Genomic DNA, 18,987 nt, shown 5'->3' on the forward strand with positions numbered 1-18,987 from the left:
ATTCCTGGGCCCAGGACGTGATTCCGGCGACGCTCACCACCGAGCAGGTGCAGACCGACATCGTCCGCACCACCGAGCCGATCGAACCGGGGTGACGTGATGTCCGGAGAACTGCCCGCCCGCGAGGCGATGGAATTCGACGTGGTGATCGTCGGCGGCGGGCCCGCCGGTCTGGCCGCCGCGATCCGTCTCAAGCAGGTCGCGCCCGACGCCTCCGTCGTCGTCGTCGAGAAAGGCGCCGAGGTCGGGGCCCACATCCTGTCGGGCGCCTGCATCGATCCGGTGGCGATCGACCGGCTGCTGCCGGAGTGGCGCAGCGAGGACACGCCGATCAAGACGCCGGTCGCGGACGACCGCTTCTACATGCTGTTCGGCCAGCGCGCCGTGCGGCTGCCGAACCGCCTGATGCCGCCGCTCCTGAACAATCACGGCGCCTTCATCGTGTCGCTCGGCGACGTCTGCAAATGGCTGGCCGGCAAGGCCGAGGCGCTCGGCGTCGAGATCTATCCGGGCTTCGCCGCCTCCGAGGTGCTGTTCGGCGACAACGGCGAGGTGGTCGGCGTCGCCACGGGCGACATGGGGATCGGCCGCGACGGCGAGCCCAAGGACACGTTCACGCGCGGCATGGAGCTGCGGGCCAAGTACACGCTGTTCGCCGAGGGCGCGCGCGGTCATCTCGGCAAGCGCCTGCTGGCGAAATACGATCTCTGCCGCGACCGCGAGCCGCAAAAGTTCGGAATCGGCATCAAGGAGCTCTGGCAGGTCGCGCCGGACAAGCACCAGCCCGGCCTGGTGCAGCACACCTTCGGCTGGCCGCTCGACAACAAGACCGGCGGCGGCTCGTTCCTGTATCACTACGGCGAGAACCTGGTCGCGGTCGGCTTCGTGCTGCACCTCAATTACGAAAATCCCTATCTGTCGCCGTTCGACGAATTCCAGCGCTTCAAGACGCATCCGCTGGTGAGCGACACCTTCGCGGGCGGCAAGCGCATCGGCTACGGCGCGCGCGCCATCGCCGAAGGCGGCTGGCAGTCGGTGCCCAAGGTGGCGTTCCCGGGCGGCGTGCTGATCGGCGACGACGCCGGCTTCCTCAACGTGCCGCGCATCAAGGGCACGCACAACGCGATGCTGTCCGGCATGCTGGCGGCCGAGCACGTCGCCGAGGCGCTCGCGGCGGGTCGCGCCGGCGACGAGCTGACCGCCTACGAGACCGGCTGGCGCGGCTCCGACATCGGCAAGGATCTGTGGAAGGTGCGCAACGCCAAGCCGCTGTGGTCGCGCTTCGGCACCGCCATCGGCATCGGCCTCGGCGGCTTGGACATGTGGACCAACACGCTCGGCTTCTCGCTGTTCGGCACGCGCCCGCACGGCAAGCCGGATTCCGCCTGCCTGAAGCCGGCGGCGAGCTGCCGCCCGATCACCTATCCGCGGCCGGACGGCGTCCTCACCTTCGACCGTCTCTCCTCGGTCTATCTCTCCAACACCAATCACGAGGAGGATCAGCCGGTGCATCTGCTGCTGGCCGATCCCGGCCTGCAGAAGGCGTCCGAATACGACGTCTTCGCCGGACCCTCCGGGCGGTATTGTCCGGCCGGCGTGTACGAGTGGGTGCGTGAGGACGACGGCCCGCAGGCGCGAATGCGCTTCGTGATCAACGCGCAGAACTGCGTGCACTGCAAGACGTGCGACATCAAGGATCCCAACGGCAACATCACCTGGGTCGCGCCGGAGGGCGGCGGCGGCCCGGTCTATCCCAGCATGTGAGTCGCGGCGCCGCCGGTCGGAAGCCGATGCGGCTCTATTCCGGCCGACGCCACGAGGGTGCCATGGGCGCGCCGCCAAACGGCCGCGTTCGCGCGGTCTTTGCTGGTCTCACGGCGCGCCGCGGCGCTGCATCTCTTGCGGGGGCCAGCCAAACCGGTCATTGTCGGCCACCGCGTACGGCCGTGGATGACGTGTCGGGCTGATCGCCGGGTTGTGCCGAGTCGGCCCTCGTGAAGGCCGGTTGCACGACGAGCGGGTGCGGGTGCCGGACGCGCGGCCGAAACAACGGTCTTCGTCCACAAGGAGATGAGCCAGCCGTGAGACGTGCGTCGCCAATCCGAGCCGCGGCTCTCGCCGCTACGGCTGTCCTGCTCACGAGCCTGCCCGGCATGGTCGCGGCACAGACCTCGACCGCAGTGGCCGTGTCGCAACGCGAACCGGTTCGCGGGCCGTCCCGCAACAGCCTCTCGGGCGACTATCTGGCGGCGCGGGCCGCCAGCGTCGGGCGCGATTCGGCGTCGGCCTCGGCCTACTACCGAGCGGCGCTGCGCGGCGACCCCAAGAATCCCGACCTGCTCGAATCGGCGTTCTACGCGGTGCTCGCCGACGGCGACATCGACGAGGCCGTGAAGATCGGCGACCGCCTGCTGCAGTCCGACCGTAACGCTCGCAATCCGAACGTGCGCCTCGTGCTCGGCGTGCGCAGCCTCAAGCAGAAGCAGTACGGCCAGGCCCGCACGCAGCTCACTCAGGCCGCCCGCGGCCCGGTGAGCGACCTGATCGCGACGCTGCTCGCCGCCTGGGCCCAGCAGGGCGCCGGCGACACCAAGAGCGCCGTCGACACCATCGACCGCCTGTCCGGACCCGACTGGTACGGCATCTTCAAGGATCTGCATGCCGGCCTCGCCTACGATCTCGCCGGCAACAAGAAGGAAGCCGGCAAGCGTTTCGAGCGGGCCTACAAGCTCGATTCCTCGGCGCTGCGCGTCGTGCAGGCCTGGGGCGGCTGGCTGTCGCGCAACGGCCAGCGCGACGAGGCCCTGAAGGTCTTCCAGACCTTCGACGCCTCGCTGCCGCGCCATCCGCTGATCCGCGGCGCGATCGCCTCGCTGGAGAAGGGCGAGCAGCTTCCGCGCATGATCGACACCCCGCAGGCCGGTGCAGCCGAGGCGCTGTACGGCCTCGGCGCCGCGCTGGCGCGCCGCGAGGAGGAGCTGAGCCTCGCCAATCGCGGCCTCGCCTATCTGCAGCTCTCGCTCTATCTGGAGCCCGATCACGCCCTGGCGCTGCTGTCGCTCGCCGATCTCTACGAGGCGATGAAGAAGCCCGAGCTCGCCATCAGCGTCTATTCGCGGGTGCCGGCCGACTCGCCGCTGCGCCGCAACGCCGACATCCAGATGTCGCTCAATCTCGATTCGCTGGAGCGGACCGACGAGGCACGCGCCCAGCTCGGCAAGCTGATCACGGCGCACGGCGACGACATCGAGGCCATCCTGGCGCTCGGCAACATCCTGCGCGACCGCAAGAAGTACGCGGAGTGCGCCGACGTCTACGGCAAGGCCATCGACCTGGTGAAGAATCCGTCGCGGCCGAACTGGATGATCTTCTACTTCCGCGGCATCTGCTACGAGCGCTCGAAGCAGTGGGCGAAGGCCGAGGCCGATCTCAAGAAGGCGCTGGAGCTCTATCCCGACCAGCCGCACGTGCTGAACTATCTCGGCTATTCCTGGATCGACCAGCACGTCAACCTGGACGACGGCATGCGGCTGATCCGCAAGGCGGTCGACCAGCGTCCCGACGACGGCTACATCGTCGACTCGCTCGGCTGGGCCTATTACCGCATCGGCAACTACGACGAGGCGATCAAGCATCTCGAGCGCGCCGTCGAGCTCAAGCCGATGGATCCGACCATCAACGATCACCTCGGCGACGCCTACTGGAAGGTCGGCCGCCAGCTCGAGGCGAAGTTCCAGTGGACGCATGCCCGCGATCTCAAGCCGGAGCCCGACGATCTCGGCAAGATCGAGCAGAAGCTGAAGACCGGCATGGCCGAGGAGCCCTCGACCGCCGCCGACGCCGAGAAGCCGAAGCCCGCGGACAACAACGGCGGCTGAGCGCGTCACGGTCGCGACGGCAATGACGACGCCGCTGCCGTGCCGTCGCCGGGCTTGACCCGGCGACCCATCTTGCGAACAAGAGTGGTTCCGTCTGCGGTCGCTGCGCGGGTCGTCGCCCGCCAACGCCGCAGGCCTGGTCCGGGACCACGCATGACCGCCACGCTCGACGCCGATCTCCTCGAAGACACCGCGCCCGCCAAGGTGAACCTGACGCTGCGGGTGCTCGGCAAGCGGCCGGACGGCTATCACGAGCTCGAAAGCCTCGTCACCTTCACGTCGCTCGGCGACCGGCTGACGCTGCGGCCGGGCGTGCCACACGGGCTCGCGGTCTCCGGCCCCACGGCGACACAGGCCGGGCCGGTCGACGACAATCTGGTGCTCAAGGCGGCGCGCCTGCTGGCCGAGCGGGTGCCCGGGCTGGCGCTCGGCGGCTTCGACCTGATCAAGCGGCTTCCGGCGGGCGGCGGGTTGGGCGGGGGCTCGTCCGACGCGGCGGCCGCGCTGCGGCTGCTCGCCCGTGTCAACGGCCTGCCGGCCGACGACCCGCGGCTCGCCGAGGCCGCCCTGAAGGCCGGGGCCGACGTGCCGGTCTGCCTCGCCGGCGCGCCGCGGATCATGCGCGGCGTCGGCGAGGTGCTGTCGCCGCCGGTCGCGCTGCCGCCGCTGTTCGCCGTGCTGGTGGGACCGGGCTTTCCGCTCTCCACCAAGGACGTGTTCGTGGCGCTCGGTCTCGCGCCGGGCGAACGCCGCGGCGCGCCGACCGCGGACGCCGACCTGCCGACCGACGCCGATGGGCTCTACGAGTATCTGGCCGAGAACGGCAACGACCTCGAGGCGCCCGCGATCAGGATCGCGCCGGCCGTCGGCGAGCTGATCGCGCTGCTCGCGCGCCTGCGCGGCTGCCGGCTCGCCCGCATGTCGGGGTCGGGCTCGACCTGCTTCGCGTTGTTCGACGATCCGCGCGCCGCCGCCGACGCGGCGCTCACGCTCGGCACGTCACATCCGTCCTGGTGGGTGCAGGCGACCGCCCTGGTGCGTTAGCACCGCGGAAAAACTCAGCGCAGATCGAGATCCGCGAGCGTGACGGCGAGCGCCGGACTTGCGTCCGGCACCAGCGGCGCATCGGCCGGGACCTCGCGGACCGAGCCGTAGCCCTCGGGACCGGGATGGCGATGGACATGGGTGACGAGCCGCACGGCATCGATCACCCACAGCTCCGCGATGCCGAAGCCGGCATAGAGGCCGGCTTTGCGGCCGAGATCGTAGCGCAGGCTCGAATCGGCGAGCTCGACGACCAGAAGCGCCGTGGACGCCGCGAGGCCCTTCCAGCCGCCGGCCTTCGGGTAGAAGACGAAGTCCGGTTCCAGGAAGGTGTCGATCGACAGGCGAAAGGTCGTCTCGGTCGTGAAGAGCAGATCCTCGGGCAGCCGCTTCGCCCAGTGAAGCATCAGATACGTTTTGAGGATTTCGTGGGGGCCACCCTTCGACTGCATCGGAACGATCTCCCCGCCGATCAGCTCGATGCGCTCGTGCTCGTCGAAGATGCCGAGCTCGGTCATCCGATGGATCTCGTCGACCGTAAATCGCCAGCGCGGCAGTCCTTCGGCTGCCGTGGTGGTGCGCGTCACCGGGGGGTGGATCGTCATGGCGACAGCCTAGCCGAAACCGGCGCCAGCGTCATCGCCGGGCCGGCCGGGGGCCGGCAGGGGGCCGGGCCGCCGGCCGCCTCAGTGCGTGCGGGCGACCGCGAACTCGACCGCCTCTTCGAGCGCCTGCTTGATCTCGCAGTCCGGGAACAGCGCCAGCGCGTCGCGGGCGATCGAGCCGTAGTGACGGGCCCGTGTCACGGTGTCGTCGAGCGCCCGGTGCTTGGCCATCAGGCCGATCGCCTGCTCGAGATCGGTGTCGTTGATCTCGCCGGTCTCCAGCGTGCGGCGCCAGAACTCGCGCTCGGGGTCGGAGCCGCGCCGGAACGCCAGCACCACCGGTAGCGTGATCTTGCCCTCGCGAAAATCGTCGCCGACGTTCTTGCCGAGCTTGGCGGCCTTGCCGCCGTAATCGAGCGCGTCGTCGACGAGCTGGAACGCGATGCCGAGATTCATGCCGAAGGAGCGGCACGCCGCCTGCTCGGCCTTGGACAGCTCGGCGATGACCGGTCCGACCTCGCAAGCCGCGGCGAACAGCTCGGCCGTCTTGGCGCGCACCACCGCGAGATACTCGTCCTCGGTCGTCGCCGTGTTCTTGGCAGCGGCGAGCTGCCGCACCTCGCCCTCGGCGATCACGGCGGCGGCATTGGAGAGGATCTCCAGCGAGCGCAGCGATCCGACCTCGACCATCAGCTTGAAGGCCTGGCCGAGCAGGAAGTCGCCGACCAGCACGCTGGCCTCGTTGCCCCACAGCATGCGCGCCGCGAGCTTGCCGCGCCGCATGTCGCTCTCGTCGACGACGTCGTCGTGGAGCAGCGTCGCGGTGTGCATGAACTCGACCGAGGCGGCGAGCTTGACGTGGCCTTCGCCGCGGTAGCCGGACAGTTGCGCCATCGCCAGCGTCAGCATCGGCCGAAGCCGCTTGCCGCCCGACGTGATGAGATGGTTGGCGACCTCCGGGATCATGGTCACCTCGGAGCCCGTGCACGACAGGATCGCCGCATTGACGCGGGCCATGTCGGCGGTCACATGGGACACCAAACGGTCGACGGAAGCGCCGGAATGAGACTCGAAAGGAATAACGACGGCCAAAGCCGATTCTCCGAAATCAAGGACCCGGGACAATAGAAATGCTACGGTGCATGGGCAAGTGCGGTGTTTTCCCCTGGTGGGACGCCCTCGGTCGCCCGCAGGAGGACGGTAGTGCGTTCAGTCGTTCGGATGGACCCGCGTGAGGCGACGGTCGGGCCGCTCCCGCGGATCGCGGTGTTGGTCCCTTGTTACAATGAGCAAGCTTCGATCGCAAAGGTCGTGGCCGATTTCCGCGCGGCGCTGCCCGAGGCCGCTGTTTATGTCTACGACAACAATTCGACGGATCGGACCGCCGACACCGCGCGCGAGGCCGGAGCCGTCGTGCGCCGGGCGACGCAGCAGGGCAAGGGCCACGTCGTCCGTCGCATGTTCAGCGACGTGGACGCCGATGTCTATGTCCTCGTCGATGGGGATTCTACTTATGATGGGCCGAGTGCCCGCGACATGATCGCGCGGTTGCTGGCGGATCGCCTCGACATGCTCGTGGCGGTGCGGGTCGAGGAGGGGACGGGCGCCTACCGGCGCGGTCACCGGCTCGGCAACCTGGTGCTCACCGGCGTGGTGCGGCGGATGTTCGGCACCTCGTTCTCCGACATGCTGTCGGGTTATCGCGTGTTCTCGCGGCGCTTCGTGAAATCGTTCCCGGTGCTGTCCGGCGGCTTCGAGATCGAGACCGAGCTGACGGTTCACGCGCTGGAGCTCGACATGCCGGTCGCCGAGCTGGCGACGCCGTACTACTCGCGGCCGGACGGCTCGGAATCGAAGCTCAACACCTGGCGCGACGGGTTCCGCATCCTGCGGACCATCGGCAAGCTGTACCGCGTCGAACGGCCGCTGCCGTTCTTCTCCGGGGTCGGCGGGGCGCTCGCGCTTCTGTCGGTCGTCCTCTCCGTGCCCGTGATCGTGACCTATCTCGAGCAGGGCGTGGTGCCGCGGCTGCCCACCGCGCTGCTCTCCACCGGTCTGATGATCCTGGCCTTCCTGTCCTTCGCCTGCGGCCTGATCCTGGACACGGTGACGCGGGGGCGGCGCGAGATGAAGCTGCTCGCCTATCTGGCCCAGCCGGCGCCGGGCGAGCCGCCGCGCCATGCCGCAGGAGACGCCTCCCGATGAAGGAGATCGTGCGCACCAACGATCCCGTCCTGGTCTCGGCCGTGGTGGCGCTGCTCGATGGCGCCCGGATCGAGCACATCGTGCTCGATCAGAACATGAGCGTGCTGGAAGGCTCGATCGGCATCCTGCCCCGCCGCATCCTGGTAGCGGAGCCGCGGATCAGGGAGGCGCGGCGGCTGCTGAGCGACGCCGGCCTCGCCCACGAGCTGCGCCCCGATGCGCCCTGAGGCCGCGTCCGGTCCGGCGGACCGGCCCGACGGTTTCCCGGCCGAGGCCTGGAGCGACGACGGAGCATTGGGCGGGCGGCTGCGGCTGCTGCAGCCCAGGCGCGGCCACCGCTTCGGCCACGACGCCATCCTGCTGGCCGCCGCGACGCCGGCCGTCCCGGGCGAGCATGCCGTCGAGCTCGGCGCCGGGGTCGGCGCCGCGGGCCTCGCGCTGGCGCAGCGGGTGCCGGGGCTGCGGTTGACGCTGGTCGAGATCGACGCCGCGCTCGTCGCGGCGGCGAGCGAGAATGCCGGGCGAAACGGCTTCGGCGATCGGGTCGCGGCCGTGCGGCTCGACGTCGCGGCGCCCGATCGGGCGTTCGCCGAGGCCGCGCTGCCGGCCGGCTGCGCCGACCGGGTGCTGATGAATCCGCCCTTCAACGACAGCCGCCGGCTCTCGGCCTCGCCGGATCCGGACCGGCGGCGTGCCCATGTGGCCGACGAGGTCCTGCTCGGGAGCTGGATCGCTGCGGCGGAGCGGCTGCTTCGTCCGGGCGGAACGCTGTCGCTGATCCACCCGGCGGACCGGCTCGCGGACATCGTCTTGCACCTGGAGAACGGGTTCGGCAGCGTCGCCGTGCTGCCCGTGCACGGCAAGCCGGGCCAGCCGGCGATCCGGGTCCTGGTGCGCGCCAGCAAGGGCGGCCGGGCGCCGTTCGCGCTCTGGTCCGGACTTTTGCTCAACGACGAGGCAGGGCGGCCGACCGCCGAGGCGGACGCTGTTCTGAGGCACGCCAAAACCCTGCCGCTGGCCACGCTCTGACGGCCGGCCCCGATCACCTCGATGTGCTTGCGGATTGTGCAGGCAGTGCCTGCGGCAGCATCGTTCTCGCGCCCTCGGACGATCGGTCAGGCCTTCTCGGCCCGCCATTTCTCGTCTGACCGCGCCAAGCGACGGTCGGCGACGTGGTAGAGGACCGCGATCAGGCCGAACAGGGTCGTGACGATCAGGACCTTGATGTCCATGGCGGGGGCTCCGGTCGATGGTCTCTCCGCGCGGCGATGCAACGCACGGATGCTGTTGTCGTTCTCTGCAATGCAAGATGTGCGCCGACTCGTGATCACCGTTAGGGTTCGATCCACCATGTCGCGCCGTTCCACTCAACGCCGCGAAGAGTAAACGATCCGTAACTCGCGACCGGTCCATCACGCTTCTATGATCCGGTCCGGTGCGGTGCGAAACCCGATCGGCCCGGGCGGGCTTGTCGTCGCGGCGGCGACTCAATCGCCCGTCGTCGAAACTGCCGCGGAGGATCGACAGCAACATGACGGAGCCGAGCAAGAGCGAGCCCGACCGCGGTTTTCCGCACGACATCGTGGCCGGGGCGCGGCGCTGGCTGGCGCCCGTGCTGCCGAGGCGCTGGCGCGCCGACGCGGCCTTCGTGCCGGTGATCCGCATCAGCGGCGTGATCGGCGTGTCGACCCCGCTGCGGCCCGGCGTCACGCTCGCCGGCCTGTCGCGCAGCCTCGACCGCGCCTTCGCCATGCGGGGCGCCAAGGCGGTGGCGCTGCTGATCAACTCGCCGGGCGGCTCGGCCGCCCAGTCGCATCTGATCTTCCGGCGGATCCGCCAGCTCGCCGAGGAGAAGGAGCTGCCCGTCATCGCCGCCGTCGAGGATGTCGGCGCCTCGGGCGGCTACATGATCGCCTGCGCGGCCGACGAGATCGTCGCCGACCCGGCCTCGATCGTCGGCTCGATCGGGGTGATCGGTGCGACCTTCGGCTTCGACAAGGCGATCGCCCGGCTCGGCGTCGAGCGGCGCATCTACACGGCCGGCGAGAACAAGTCCTCGCTCGATCCCTTCCTCCCCGAGAACCCCGAGGACGTCGCCCGCATCCGCGCGATCCAGTCGGAAATTCACGCGCTTTTCATCGACCTGGTGCGCTCGCGCCGCGGCGCCCGCCTCTCCGGCCCGGAAAAAACCCTGTTCTCGGGCGAGTACTGGACGGCGTCGACGGCGCTCGGCCACGGCCTGGTCGATCGCCTCGGCGACCTGCGCTCCTATCTGCGCGAGCGCTTCGGCAAGGACGTGACGACGCCGCTCGTCTCGCCGGAGCGCGGCTTTCTGGCGCGGCGCCTGATGGGCGCGACCGGTGATCCCGGCTTCGCCGGCCCGCGTAGTCTGGCCGACGATGCGATCTCGGCCCTGGAGACCAGGGCCATCTGGGGCCGCTACGGCCTCTGACCGAGAAGCGGCCCGCCCGCGCCGCTGCAGAACCGCGGGCCGAGAGGAGAACCGGCAATGCCGTTCGTGTTCCCGCCCATGATCGCCGCCACCGTCGCAGCGCTCGGCGTGGCGGCACTCGGCCGCGCGCTGATGAAGGAATGGCGGCGCGTCAACGACGAGCTGGAGCAGATGCGCCCGGTGGAGGCCGTCGATCCGGCCCGCTTGCCCAAGCTTCGGCGCGACCCGCGCACCGGCGTCTACCGGCCGGAGTAGGGCTCTTCGCTCCGTCCTCGCCCGCCGGGCGGGGGCGGACGATCCGCGGGGCGCCGCGCGCCTCGCCTTGACCCCCCAAATCGCTGCCTTTAGGGTCCCGCGGCCTCCGGCCGGCGCGACCGCGACATGTCCATGATGCGGCGAGGCTCGGCCGATGACCGTCCAAGCGAGCCGCCATGCCTCACTCCGACCTGCCGCCGCACATGCGGCCGGAACGCTCGTTCCAGGGCCTGATCCTCGCCCTGCAGCGCTATTGGGCCGACCAGGGCTGTGTCATTCTGCAGCCCTACGACATGGAGGTCGGCGCCGGCACGTTCCACCCGGCCACCACGCTGCGGGCGCTGGGGCCGAAGCATTGGAACGCCGCCTATGTGCAGCCCTCGCGCCGCCCGAAGGACGGCCGCTACGGCGAGAACCCCAACCGGCTGCAGCACTACTACCAGTTCCAGGTGATCCTGAAGCCGTCGCCGCCCGACCTGCAGGACCTCTATCTGAAGTCGCTCGCCGCCATCGGCATCGACACGGCGCTGCACGACGTGCGCTTCGTCGAGGACGACTGGGAGAGCCCGACGCTCGGCGCCTGGGGGCTCGGCTGGGAGTGCTGGTGCGACGGCATGGAGGTGTCGCAGTTCACCTATTTCCAGCAGGTCGCCGGCTTCGAATGCGCGCCGGTGGCGGGTGAGCTGACCTACGGGCTCGAGCGCCTCGCCATGTACGTCCAGGGCGTCGAGAACGTCTACGACCTGAACTTCAACGGCCGCGACGGCGCCGAGCGCGTCACCTATGGCGACGTCTTCCTGCAGGCCGAGCAGGAGTACTCGCGTCACAATTTCGAGCATTCCGATTCCGACATGCTGTTCAAGCAGTTCGGGATGGCCGAGGAGGCCTGCCGCAAGTACCTCGAGGCCGGCTGGGCGGACGGCAAGAAGACGCGCCACCTGATGGCCCTGCCGGCCTACGACCAGTGCATCAAGGCGAGCCATGTCTTCAACCTCCTGGACGCCCGCGGCGTGATCTCGGTGACGGAGCGGCAGAGCTACATTCTTCGCGTGCGTGAGCTCGCCAAAGCCTGCGGCGGCGCCTGGCTCGCCACCGCGGCCGGCGGGGCGGGGTAGGGCCATTGCCCCGCCTCCTTGCGGAGACGGTGATGTCGGAGAGGGCACGGCGTTTCAGCTCCCCTCCTCCCGCGCGCGAAGCGCGTGGCGGGGAGGGGTCGGGGGTGGGGGGCTCTTTGACGGCAGAGGCAAATTCGAAGCGCATCGACGCTCGCACCGGCCTCGCCCGTGCCCTGCGCCGTGTCCCGACCGAAGCCGAAAAGAGACTGTGGTGGCACTTGAAGCGGCTTCCCCCGACCTCGTCGCATTGGCGCCGGCAGGCGCCGATCGGACCGTATTTCGCGGACTTCGCCTGTCACGAGCGTAGGCTGGTGATCGAGGTCGACGGGGGTCAGCACGGCGAAGCCACCGCGGCCGCCGTCGATGCGGTCCGAACCGAGTATCTCGCCGCGCAAGGCTACCGTGTACTTCGATTCTGGAATAACGACGTCCTCGCCAACATCGAGGGTGTCCTGACCGTGATCGCCCAGGCTCTGGGCAACGGCCCGATGCCCCCCACCCCTGACCCCTCCCCGCCACGCGCTGCGCGCGCGGGGGGAGGGGAACGGCGCCGCCGAGTCTGATCCATCATGCCCGACCTTCTCTTCGAACTGTTCTCCGAGGAAATCCCGGCCCGCATGCAGGGGCGGGCGGCCGACGACCTGAAGAAGCTCGTCACCGACAAGCTGGTCGATGCCGGGCTCGTCTACGAGGGGGCGACGGCCTTCGCGACGCCGCGGCGCCTGGCGCTCGCCGTGCAGGGCATTCCGGCCCGCCAGCCGGATCTCCGCGAGGAGAAGAAGGGGCCGCGCGTCGGCGCCCCCGAGAAGGCGATCGAGGGATTCCTCAAGTCCGCCGGCCTGACCGACATTGCCCAGGCGACCGTGCAGAAGGATCCCAAGAAGGGCGACTTCTACGTCGCCCTGGTGGAGAAGGCCGGGCGGCCGGCCATCGACGTCCTGGCCGAGATCCTGCCCCTCGTGGTGCGCACCTTCCCGTGGCCGAAGTCGATGCGCTGGGGCTCCGGGCGCCTCACCTGGGTGCGGCCGCTGCACTCCATCGTCGCCACCTTCGGACCGGAGACCGAGGACCCCGACATCGTGCCGTTCGCGGTCGACGGCATCGCGGCCGGCGACACCACCCGAGGGCACCGCTTCCTGTCGCCCGGCGACTTCCGGGTGAAGCACTACGACGACTACGTCCAAAAGCTGCTGGACGCCAAGGTGGTGCTCGATCCGGCGCGCCGCCGCGACATCGTTCTGCACGAAGCCCGCCAGCTCGCCTTCGCCCAAGGCTACGAGCTGGTCGAGGACCAGGGCCTTCTCGACGAGGTGGCGGGGCTGGTCGAATGGCCCGTGGTGCTGATGGGCTCGTTCGACCCGGCGTTCCTGAAAATCCCCGGCGAGGTGATCCGCTCCACCATCCGGGCGAACCAGAAGTGCTTCGTGGTGCGCGACCCGAAGACCGGGACGCTGGCGCCGAAATTCGTCCTGGTCTCCAACACCGAGGCGAGCGACGGTGGCAAGGCGATCGTCGCCGGCAACGAGCGGGTGATCCGGGCCCGGCTGTCCGACGCCAAGTTCTTCTACGAGACGGATCTTTCGACCCGGCTCGAGGACCGGCTGAAGAAGTTCGACCAGATCGTCTTCCACGAGAAGCTCGGAACGCAGGCCGAGCGCATCGCCCGCATCGAGCGGCTGGCCGTGGAGCTGGCGCCGCTGGTCGGCGCCGACGTGGAAAAAGTCCGGCGTGCCGCGACGCTCTGCAAGGCCGATCTGCTCACCGAGGTGGTGGGTGAGTTCCCCGAGCTGCAGGGCCTGATGGGCAAGTACTACGCGCTGGCCCAGGGCGAGGACGCGGCCGTCGCCGCGGCCTGCGAGGAGCACTACAAGCCGCAGGGCCCGGCCGACCGGGTGCCGACCGATCCGGTCTCGGTCGCGTTGGCGCTCGCCGACAAGCTCGACATCCTGGTGGGCTTCTGGGCGATCGACGAGAAGCCGACCGGCTCGAAGGATCCGTATGCGCTCCGGCGCGCCGCGCTGGGTGTGATCAGGGTGATCTTAGACAACAAGCTTCAGATCAATCTCAGCTCGATAATCCAAGCGCATCAGCGCTCTCTGAATGAAAAGCTGCAGGGAGCCGAAGCCGGATTCGACGCCGACCTCCTGGCCTTCTTCGCCGATCGTCTGAAGGTGCAGCTCCGCGAGCAGGGCGCCCGGCACGATCTGGTCGACGCGGTGCTGGCGCTCGCCGCACAAGACGATCTCGTCCTCGTCGTCCGTCGCGTCGAGGCCTTGGCAAAATTTCTCGACACCGAGGACGGCAAGAATCTGCTCGCCGGCGTGAAGCGCGCGACCAACATTTTGCGCATTGAGGAAAAACGTGACGGAACCCGCTACAGCGGCGCCGTCGAGGCCGGCCTGTTCCAGGATGCCGAGGAGCGGCAGCTCGCGCAGGCGATCGAGGCGGCCCAGCACGAGGCCGAAGCCGCGGTGGCGCGCGAGGACTTCGCCGCCGCCATGGCCGCGATCGCCACGCTGCGTCCGCATGTCGATGCGTTCTTCGAGAAGGTGACGGTGAACGCCGACGACAAGGCGGTTCGCGCGAACCGTTTGCGGCTGCTCGACGGGATTCGCGCCGCGACTCTCGCGGTCGCGGATTTTTCCCGAATCGAGGGCTAGAAAAATCGTCGCAGCCGGTGGACACTGCGCAGCACAAAACCCGGACGATTTCAGTTCGGATGACAAGGTCCGTCGAGGACCGGAGGGACCGACCCCCGGCAAGGCGTGCAGATTGCGCCCGCCGCCCGAGGAGTCTTCTGCGTCAAGCGCACACCGGAGCTATCCATGGCCAAGTCGAGCAAAGCACCGCGCCGTCCCGTAGCGACCGCCAAGGGAGGGCGATCCGCTGCAGGTCGGGGCAAGATGGACGTCGCCGCCAAGGCCCGCGCCAAAAGCGCGCCGGCGGCAGCGGCCAAGACCGCAAAGACCGCCAAGCCGGCCGCGAAGCCGGCCAGCAAGGTCGTCGCGGCGCGCCGTCCATCGCCGGCTGCGAAGTCCAGCGGCAAGCCGCAGGTCAAGGCCGTCTCCAAATCCGTTTCCAAATCGGCGACCAAGCCGGCCGCGAAGCCGGTCCGTCCGGTCGCGCGGGCGACCAAGCCGGCCGCCGCCGCGAAGCCCGCGGCGCGCGTCGTCAAGGCCGGCGCCGCCAAGCCGCCCGTGAAGGCGCCGACGCCGGTCGCCGTGAAGGGCAAGTGGGTCTACACGTTCGGTGACGGCAAGGCCGAAGGCGCCACCCACATGAAGAACCTGCTCGGCGGCAAGGGCGCCAATCTCGCCGAGATGGCGAGCCTCGGCCTGCCGGTGCCGCCCGGCTTCACCATCTCGACCGAGGTCTGCACCTACTATTACCAGAACAAGCAGACCTACCCGAAGACGCTCGCCGTGCAGGTGCGCGCGGCGCTCGACCACGTCGCCGCGATCGTCGGCAAGCGCTTCGGCGACAAGACCGATCCGCTGCTCGTCTCGGTCCGCTCCGGGGCGCGCGCCTCGATGCCGGGCATGATGGACACGGTGCTCAATCTCGGCCTCAACGACGAGACCGTCGAGGCGCTGGCGACCCAGGCGAACGATCGCCGCTTCGCCTTCGATTCCTATCGCCGCTTCATCACCATGTATTCGAACGTCGTGCTCGACGTCGGCTATCACCATTTCGAGGAGATCCTCGACGAGCACAAGGACGAGCACGGCTACACGCTCGACACCGACCTGACCGCGGAGGACTGGGAGCATCTGATCGGCCGCTACAAGGAGCGGGTGATCCGCGAGACCGGCAAGCCGTTCCCGCAGGATCCGGAAGAGCAGCTCTGGGGCGCCATCGGCGCCGTGTTCTCGAGCTGGATGAACCAGCGCGCCATCACGTATCGCCGGCTCAACAACGTGCCGGAGAGCTGGGGCACCGCCGTCAACGTCCAGGCGATGGTGTTCGGCAATCTCGGCGAGACCTCGGCGACCGGCGTCGCCTTCTCGCGCAACCCGTCGACCGGCGAGCGCAAGCTCTACGGCGAGTTCCTGATCAACGCCCAGGGCGAGGACGTCGTCGCCGGCATCCGCACCCCGCAGGAGATCACGGAATCGGCCCGCATCGCGTCGGGCTCCGACAAGCCGTCGCTGGAACAGGCGATGCCGGAGCCGTTCAAGGAGCTGGTCAAGTACTACACCAAGCTCGAGAAGCACTACCGTGACATGCAGGACATGGAGTTCACGGTCGAGCGCGGCCGGCTGTGGATGCTGCAGACCCGCAACGGCAAGCGCACCGCCAAGGCGGCGCTGAAGATCGCCGTCGATCTCGCCAGCGAAGGCGTGATCAGCCGCAACGAGGCGGTGCTGCGCATCGAGCCGATGTCGCTCGACCAGCTCCTGCATCCGACCATCGATCCCAAGGCCGAGCGCAAGATCATCGCCACCGGCCTGCCGGCCTCGCCGGGCGCCGCCTCGGGCGAGATCGTCTTCAACTCGGACGAGGCCGAGCTGTTGAAGACCCAGAACCGCAAGGTGATCCTGGTGCGGGTCGAGACCAGCCCGGAGGACATCCACGGCATGCACGCGTCGGAGGGCATCCTGACGACGCGTGGCGGCATGACCTCGCACGCCGCCGTGGTGGCGCGCGGCATGGGCAAGCCCTGCGTCGCCGGCGCCGGCTCGATCCGGGTCGACTACGCGGCCGGGACCATGACGGCGGGCGGCCAGGTCTTCAAGAAGGGCGACGTGATCACCATCGACGGCGGTCTCGGCCAGGTGCTGGCCGGCCGCGTGCCGATGCAGGAGCCGACGCTCTCCGACGACTTCGCCACCCTGATGGCGTGGGCCGACAAGGCCCGCAAGCTCAAGGTGCGCACCAATGCCGACACGCCCAACGACGCCCGCGTCGCCGTCAAGTTCGGCGCCGAGGGCATCGGCCTGTGCCGCACCGAGCACATGTTCTTCGAGGGCGACCGCATCCGCGCCGTGCGCGAGATGATCCTGGCCGACGACGAGGCGAGCCGCCGCAAGGCGCTGGCCAAGCTGCTGCCGATGCAGCGCGGCGACTTCGCCGAGATCTTCGAGGTGATGAAGGGCAAGCCGGTGACCATCCGGCTGCTCGACCCGCCGCTGCACGAGTTCCTGCCGCACACCGAGCAGGAGATCGCCGAGGTGGCCGAGGCGATGGGCGCCGACCCGAAGAAGCTCGCCGACCGCGCCAAGGAGCTGGCCGAGTTCAATCCGATGCTCGGCTTCCGCGGCTGCCGTCTGGCGGTCGTCTATCCGGAGATCGCCGAGATGCAGGCGCGGGCGATCTTCGAGGCCGCCGTGGAGGCGGCCGCGAAGACCGGCGAGCCGGTGGTGCCCGAGGTGATGGTGCCGCTGATCGCCACCAAGGCCGAGCTCGACCTGGTCAAGGCCCGCATCGACGCCATGGCGAAGGCCGTGATGGAGGAGAGCAAGACCCGGTTCAAGTATCAGGTCGGGACCATGATCGAGCTGCCGCGCGCGGCGCTCCGCGCCGGCGAGATCGCCGAGTCGGCCGAGTTCTTCTCGTTCGGCACCAACGATCTCACCCAGACCACCTTCGGCATCAGCCGCGACGACGCCGCCAGCTTCCTCGGCGCCTACACGGCCAAGAACATCCTGGAGATCGACCCGTTCGTGTCGATCGACACCGAAGGCGTCGGCGAGCTGATGAAGATCGCCACCGAGCGCGGCCGCAAGACCCGGGAGAAGCTCAAGACCGGCATCTGCGGCGAGCACGGCGGTGATCCCGCCTCGGTGATGTTCTGCTCGAAGATCGGGCTCGACTACGTGTCGTGCTCGCCCTTCCGCGTCCCCATCGCCCGCCTCGCCGCCGCCCAGGCCGCCCTCGGCGGCGGAGCGTCCGGCACGGTGTGAGGAGCGGTCCGCGCGAATGAGACGTCGAGGCTTCGGCCCCGACCCGCAACGCCCGTCTCCCCTCCCCCCGCTCGCGCAGCGAGTGGCGGGGAGGGGTCGGGGGTGGGGGGAAACGGCGTGTCCGCACGCGACTCCCGTCCAGTCGACCCTCGGGTTCACCGCGCACGAGTCCTGCGCCGTGAGCTGACCGACGCCGAGCGAAAGCTCTGGCGGCATCTCCGGCGGGTTCCTCCGGGCGCGTCGCACTGGCGCCGCCAAGCGCCGATCGGTCCCTATTTTGCGGACTTTGCCTGTCATGCTGCGCGCCTCGTCATCGAGCTGGACGGCGGGCAGCATGCGGCCGACGCCAACGCCACTCACGACGTGACGCGAACCGCCTATCTCGAGGCGCAGGGCTATCGTGTCCTGCGCTTCTGGAACAATGATGTCCTCGCCAATGTCGATGGTGTGCTGGAGGTCATCGCGACCGCACTCGATCCGGGCGAGCGCTGTTCCCCCCACCCCTGACCCCTCCCCGCCACGAGCTTCGCTCGCGGGGGGAGGGGAACCGAAGCGCCTCGACTCTCCGGCACCGCTTCGTGACAATGGAAGAGTGTGTTCGAGCCATCAGAAGGGACGGCCGACCGTGCACATCGTTCTCGACAGTCTTCTCGACGGCGCGCGGCGGGCGAACGGCACCGTGGTGGTGATCGACGTGTTCCGCGCCTTCACCACGGCGGCCGTGGTGTTGTCGCGGGGGGCCGAGAAGATCGTCATGACCGAGAGCGTCGAGGAGGCGTTCGCGCTGCGTGAGGCCGGGGTCGGCAGCCTCTGCATGGGCGAGGTCGACGCCGTGAAGGTGCCGGGATTCGATCTCGGCAACTCTCCCTACGAGGCGTCGCAGGTCGATGTCGCCGGACGCACCGTGATCCAGCGCACCAGCGCCGGCACCCAGGGCATCGTCGCGGCGCTGGCCGGCGCCGAGCGGCTCTATGCCGGCGCGCTCGTCACGGCGCCGGCGACGGCGCGGGCCGTCCTGGCCGGGCGGCCGGAGCGCATCTGTCTGGTCGCCATGGGTCGCGCCGGGCTGGCGCGGGCCGACGAGGACGAGGTCTGCGCCATCCATCTGCGCAATCTCCTGGAGGGCCGGCCCGGTGATGCCGCGGCGGCCCGCGACCTGATCCTGGCCGGCGGCCAGATCGCCGAGTTCCGCGATCCCGAGGTCGCCCACATGCATCCCGGCGATCTCGATATCTGCCTCGACATCGGCCGCTACGACTTCGCCGTCCGGGTCACCCGCGAGGACGGCCGCCCGGTGGCCCGGATGGAGACGGCGTAGCCGGCGGCATTTCTGTCTTTCTTTCGTGCGGCCAGCCGCTCTTTCCCTCTCCCACGAGGGGAGAGGGAAGGGGACAGGCATCGCCCACCGGCTCCTCCCGTCATCCGTTCGTCCCACTGGACATTCGCGGTGCGGCTTGGGAGGGTTCGGCACAAGCGGGCCGACACGAGCCTGCGACGAACGACAGGCCGCCGGCGACGGCGCCAGGGCAG

16 protein-coding genes are annotated in these 18,987 nt (G+C 69.4%); 14 read left to right on the forward strand and 2 right to left on the reverse strand.

All coding sequences use genetic code 11. The features are described 5' to 3' along the window. Positions 1–96 precede the first annotated feature (96 nt). From CH341_RS11730 to CH341_RS11740, 3 genes are all read left to right on the forward strand, one after another. Positions 97–1,764, forward strand: a complete 1,668-nt coding sequence (locus CH341_RS11730) for an electron transfer flavoprotein-ubiquinone oxidoreductase (RefSeq protein WP_210208262.1) — start codon at positions 97–99, stop codon at positions 1,762–1,764. Positions 1,765–2,153: 389 nt separating this feature from the next. Beyond that, complete coding sequence (locus tag CH341_RS11735; protein ID WP_111419216.1) at positions 2,154–3,878, forward strand: tetratricopeptide repeat protein; 1,725 nt, start codon at positions 2,154–2,156, stop codon at positions 3,876–3,878. A 153-nt stretch (positions 3,879–4,031) separates the two neighbouring features. Then, entirely contained in the window at positions 4,032–4,922 is an 891-nt protein-coding gene (locus CH341_RS11740; protein ID WP_111419217.1) for a 4-(cytidine 5'-diphospho)-2-C-methyl-D-erythritol kinase, read from the forward strand. 14 nt (positions 4,923–4,936) lie between these two features. On the opposite strand, the gene CH341_RS11745 is transcribed toward CH341_RS11740, so the two are convergent. Together CH341_RS11745 and CH341_RS11750 are read right to left on the reverse strand one after the other, a co-directional pair. After that, positions 4,937–5,527 (reverse strand): Uma2 family endonuclease, encoded by a 591-nt coding sequence (locus CH341_RS11745; RefSeq protein ID WP_170149583.1) that lies wholly within the window; start codon positions 5,525–5,527, stop codon positions 4,937–4,939. 81 nt (positions 5,528–5,608) lie between these two features. Then, entirely contained in the window at positions 5,609–6,619 is a 1,011-nt protein-coding gene (locus CH341_RS11750) for a polyprenyl synthetase family protein (RefSeq protein WP_111419219.1), read from the reverse strand. A 129-nt stretch (positions 6,620–6,748) separates the two neighbouring features. Here CH341_RS11750 and CH341_RS11755 point away from each other — a divergent pair, with 129 nt between their 5' ends. The 11 genes from CH341_RS11755 to CH341_RS11805 all read left to right on the forward strand — a co-directional run bounded on the left by CH341_RS11755 (position 6,749) and on the right by CH341_RS11805 (position 18,775). Then, a complete protein-coding gene (locus CH341_RS11755; RefSeq protein WP_111419220.1) occupies positions 6,749–7,732 on the forward strand; it encodes a glycosyltransferase family 2 protein in 984 nt (327 codons plus the stop codon). Beyond that, on the forward strand, positions 7,729–7,959 hold the full coding sequence (locus tag CH341_RS11760) for a putative signal transducing protein (RefSeq protein WP_111419221.1): 231 nt from the start codon (positions 7,729–7,731) through the stop codon (positions 7,957–7,959). The genes CH341_RS11755 and CH341_RS11760 overlap by 4 nt, the downstream gene beginning before the upstream one ends. Continuing rightward, positions 7,949–8,761 (forward strand): tRNA1(Val) (adenine(37)-N6)-methyltransferase, encoded by an 813-nt coding sequence (locus tag CH341_RS11765; RefSeq protein ID WP_111419222.1) that lies wholly within the window; start codon positions 7,949–7,951, stop codon positions 8,759–8,761. Before CH341_RS11760 ends, CH341_RS11765 begins: the two co-directional genes overlap by 11 nt. A 502-nt stretch (positions 8,762–9,263) precedes the next feature. After that, the gene (locus CH341_RS11770) at positions 9,264–10,184 is read left to right on the forward strand and encodes a S49 family peptidase (protein ID WP_111419223.1); all 921 of its coding nucleotides are present in this window, start codon (positions 9,264–9,266) and stop codon (positions 10,182–10,184) included. Between the two features lie 57 nt (positions 10,185–10,241). Beyond that, a complete protein-coding gene (locus CH341_RS11775; RefSeq protein WP_111419224.1) occupies positions 10,242–10,439 on the forward strand; it encodes a hypothetical protein in 198 nt (65 codons plus the stop codon). A gap of 176 nt (positions 10,440–10,615) precedes the next feature. Continuing rightward, complete coding sequence (locus tag CH341_RS11780) at positions 10,616–11,554, forward strand: glycine--tRNA ligase subunit alpha (protein ID WP_111419225.1); 939 nt, start codon at positions 10,616–10,618, stop codon at positions 11,552–11,554. Positions 11,555–11,586: 32 nt separating this feature from the next. Beyond that, positions 11,587–12,117: an endonuclease domain-containing protein gene (locus CH341_RS11785; protein WP_111419226.1), complete on the forward strand. Its 531-nt coding sequence runs from the start codon at positions 11,587–11,589 to the stop codon at positions 12,115–12,117. Between the two features lie 6 nt (positions 12,118–12,123). Then, entirely contained in the window at positions 12,124–14,214 is a 2,091-nt protein-coding gene (glyS, locus tag CH341_RS11790; RefSeq protein ID WP_111419227.1) for a glycine--tRNA ligase subunit beta, read from the forward strand. A 243-nt stretch (positions 14,215–14,457) separates the two neighbouring features. Then, on the forward strand, positions 14,458–17,457 hold the full coding sequence (gene ppdK / locus CH341_RS11795) for a pyruvate, phosphate dikinase (protein ID WP_111419228.1): 3,000 nt from the start codon (positions 14,458–14,460) through the stop codon (positions 17,455–17,457). Between the two features lie 117 nt (positions 17,458–17,574). Continuing rightward, complete coding sequence (locus CH341_RS11800; protein ID WP_245431005.1) at positions 17,575–17,964, forward strand: endonuclease domain-containing protein; 390 nt, start codon at positions 17,575–17,577, stop codon at positions 17,962–17,964. A gap of 118 nt (positions 17,965–18,082) precedes the next feature. Beyond that, positions 18,083–18,775, forward strand: a complete 693-nt coding sequence (locus CH341_RS11805) for a 2-phosphosulfolactate phosphatase (protein WP_111419230.1) — start codon at positions 18,083–18,085, stop codon at positions 18,773–18,775. The last annotated feature ends 212 nt before the right edge of the window (positions 18,776–18,987 follow it).

Origin of the sequence: Rhodoplanes roseus (genome assembly GCF_003258865.1) — a bacterium.
Lineage (GTDB): Bacteria > Pseudomonadota > Alphaproteobacteria > Rhizobiales > Xanthobacteraceae > Rhodoplanes > Rhodoplanes roseus.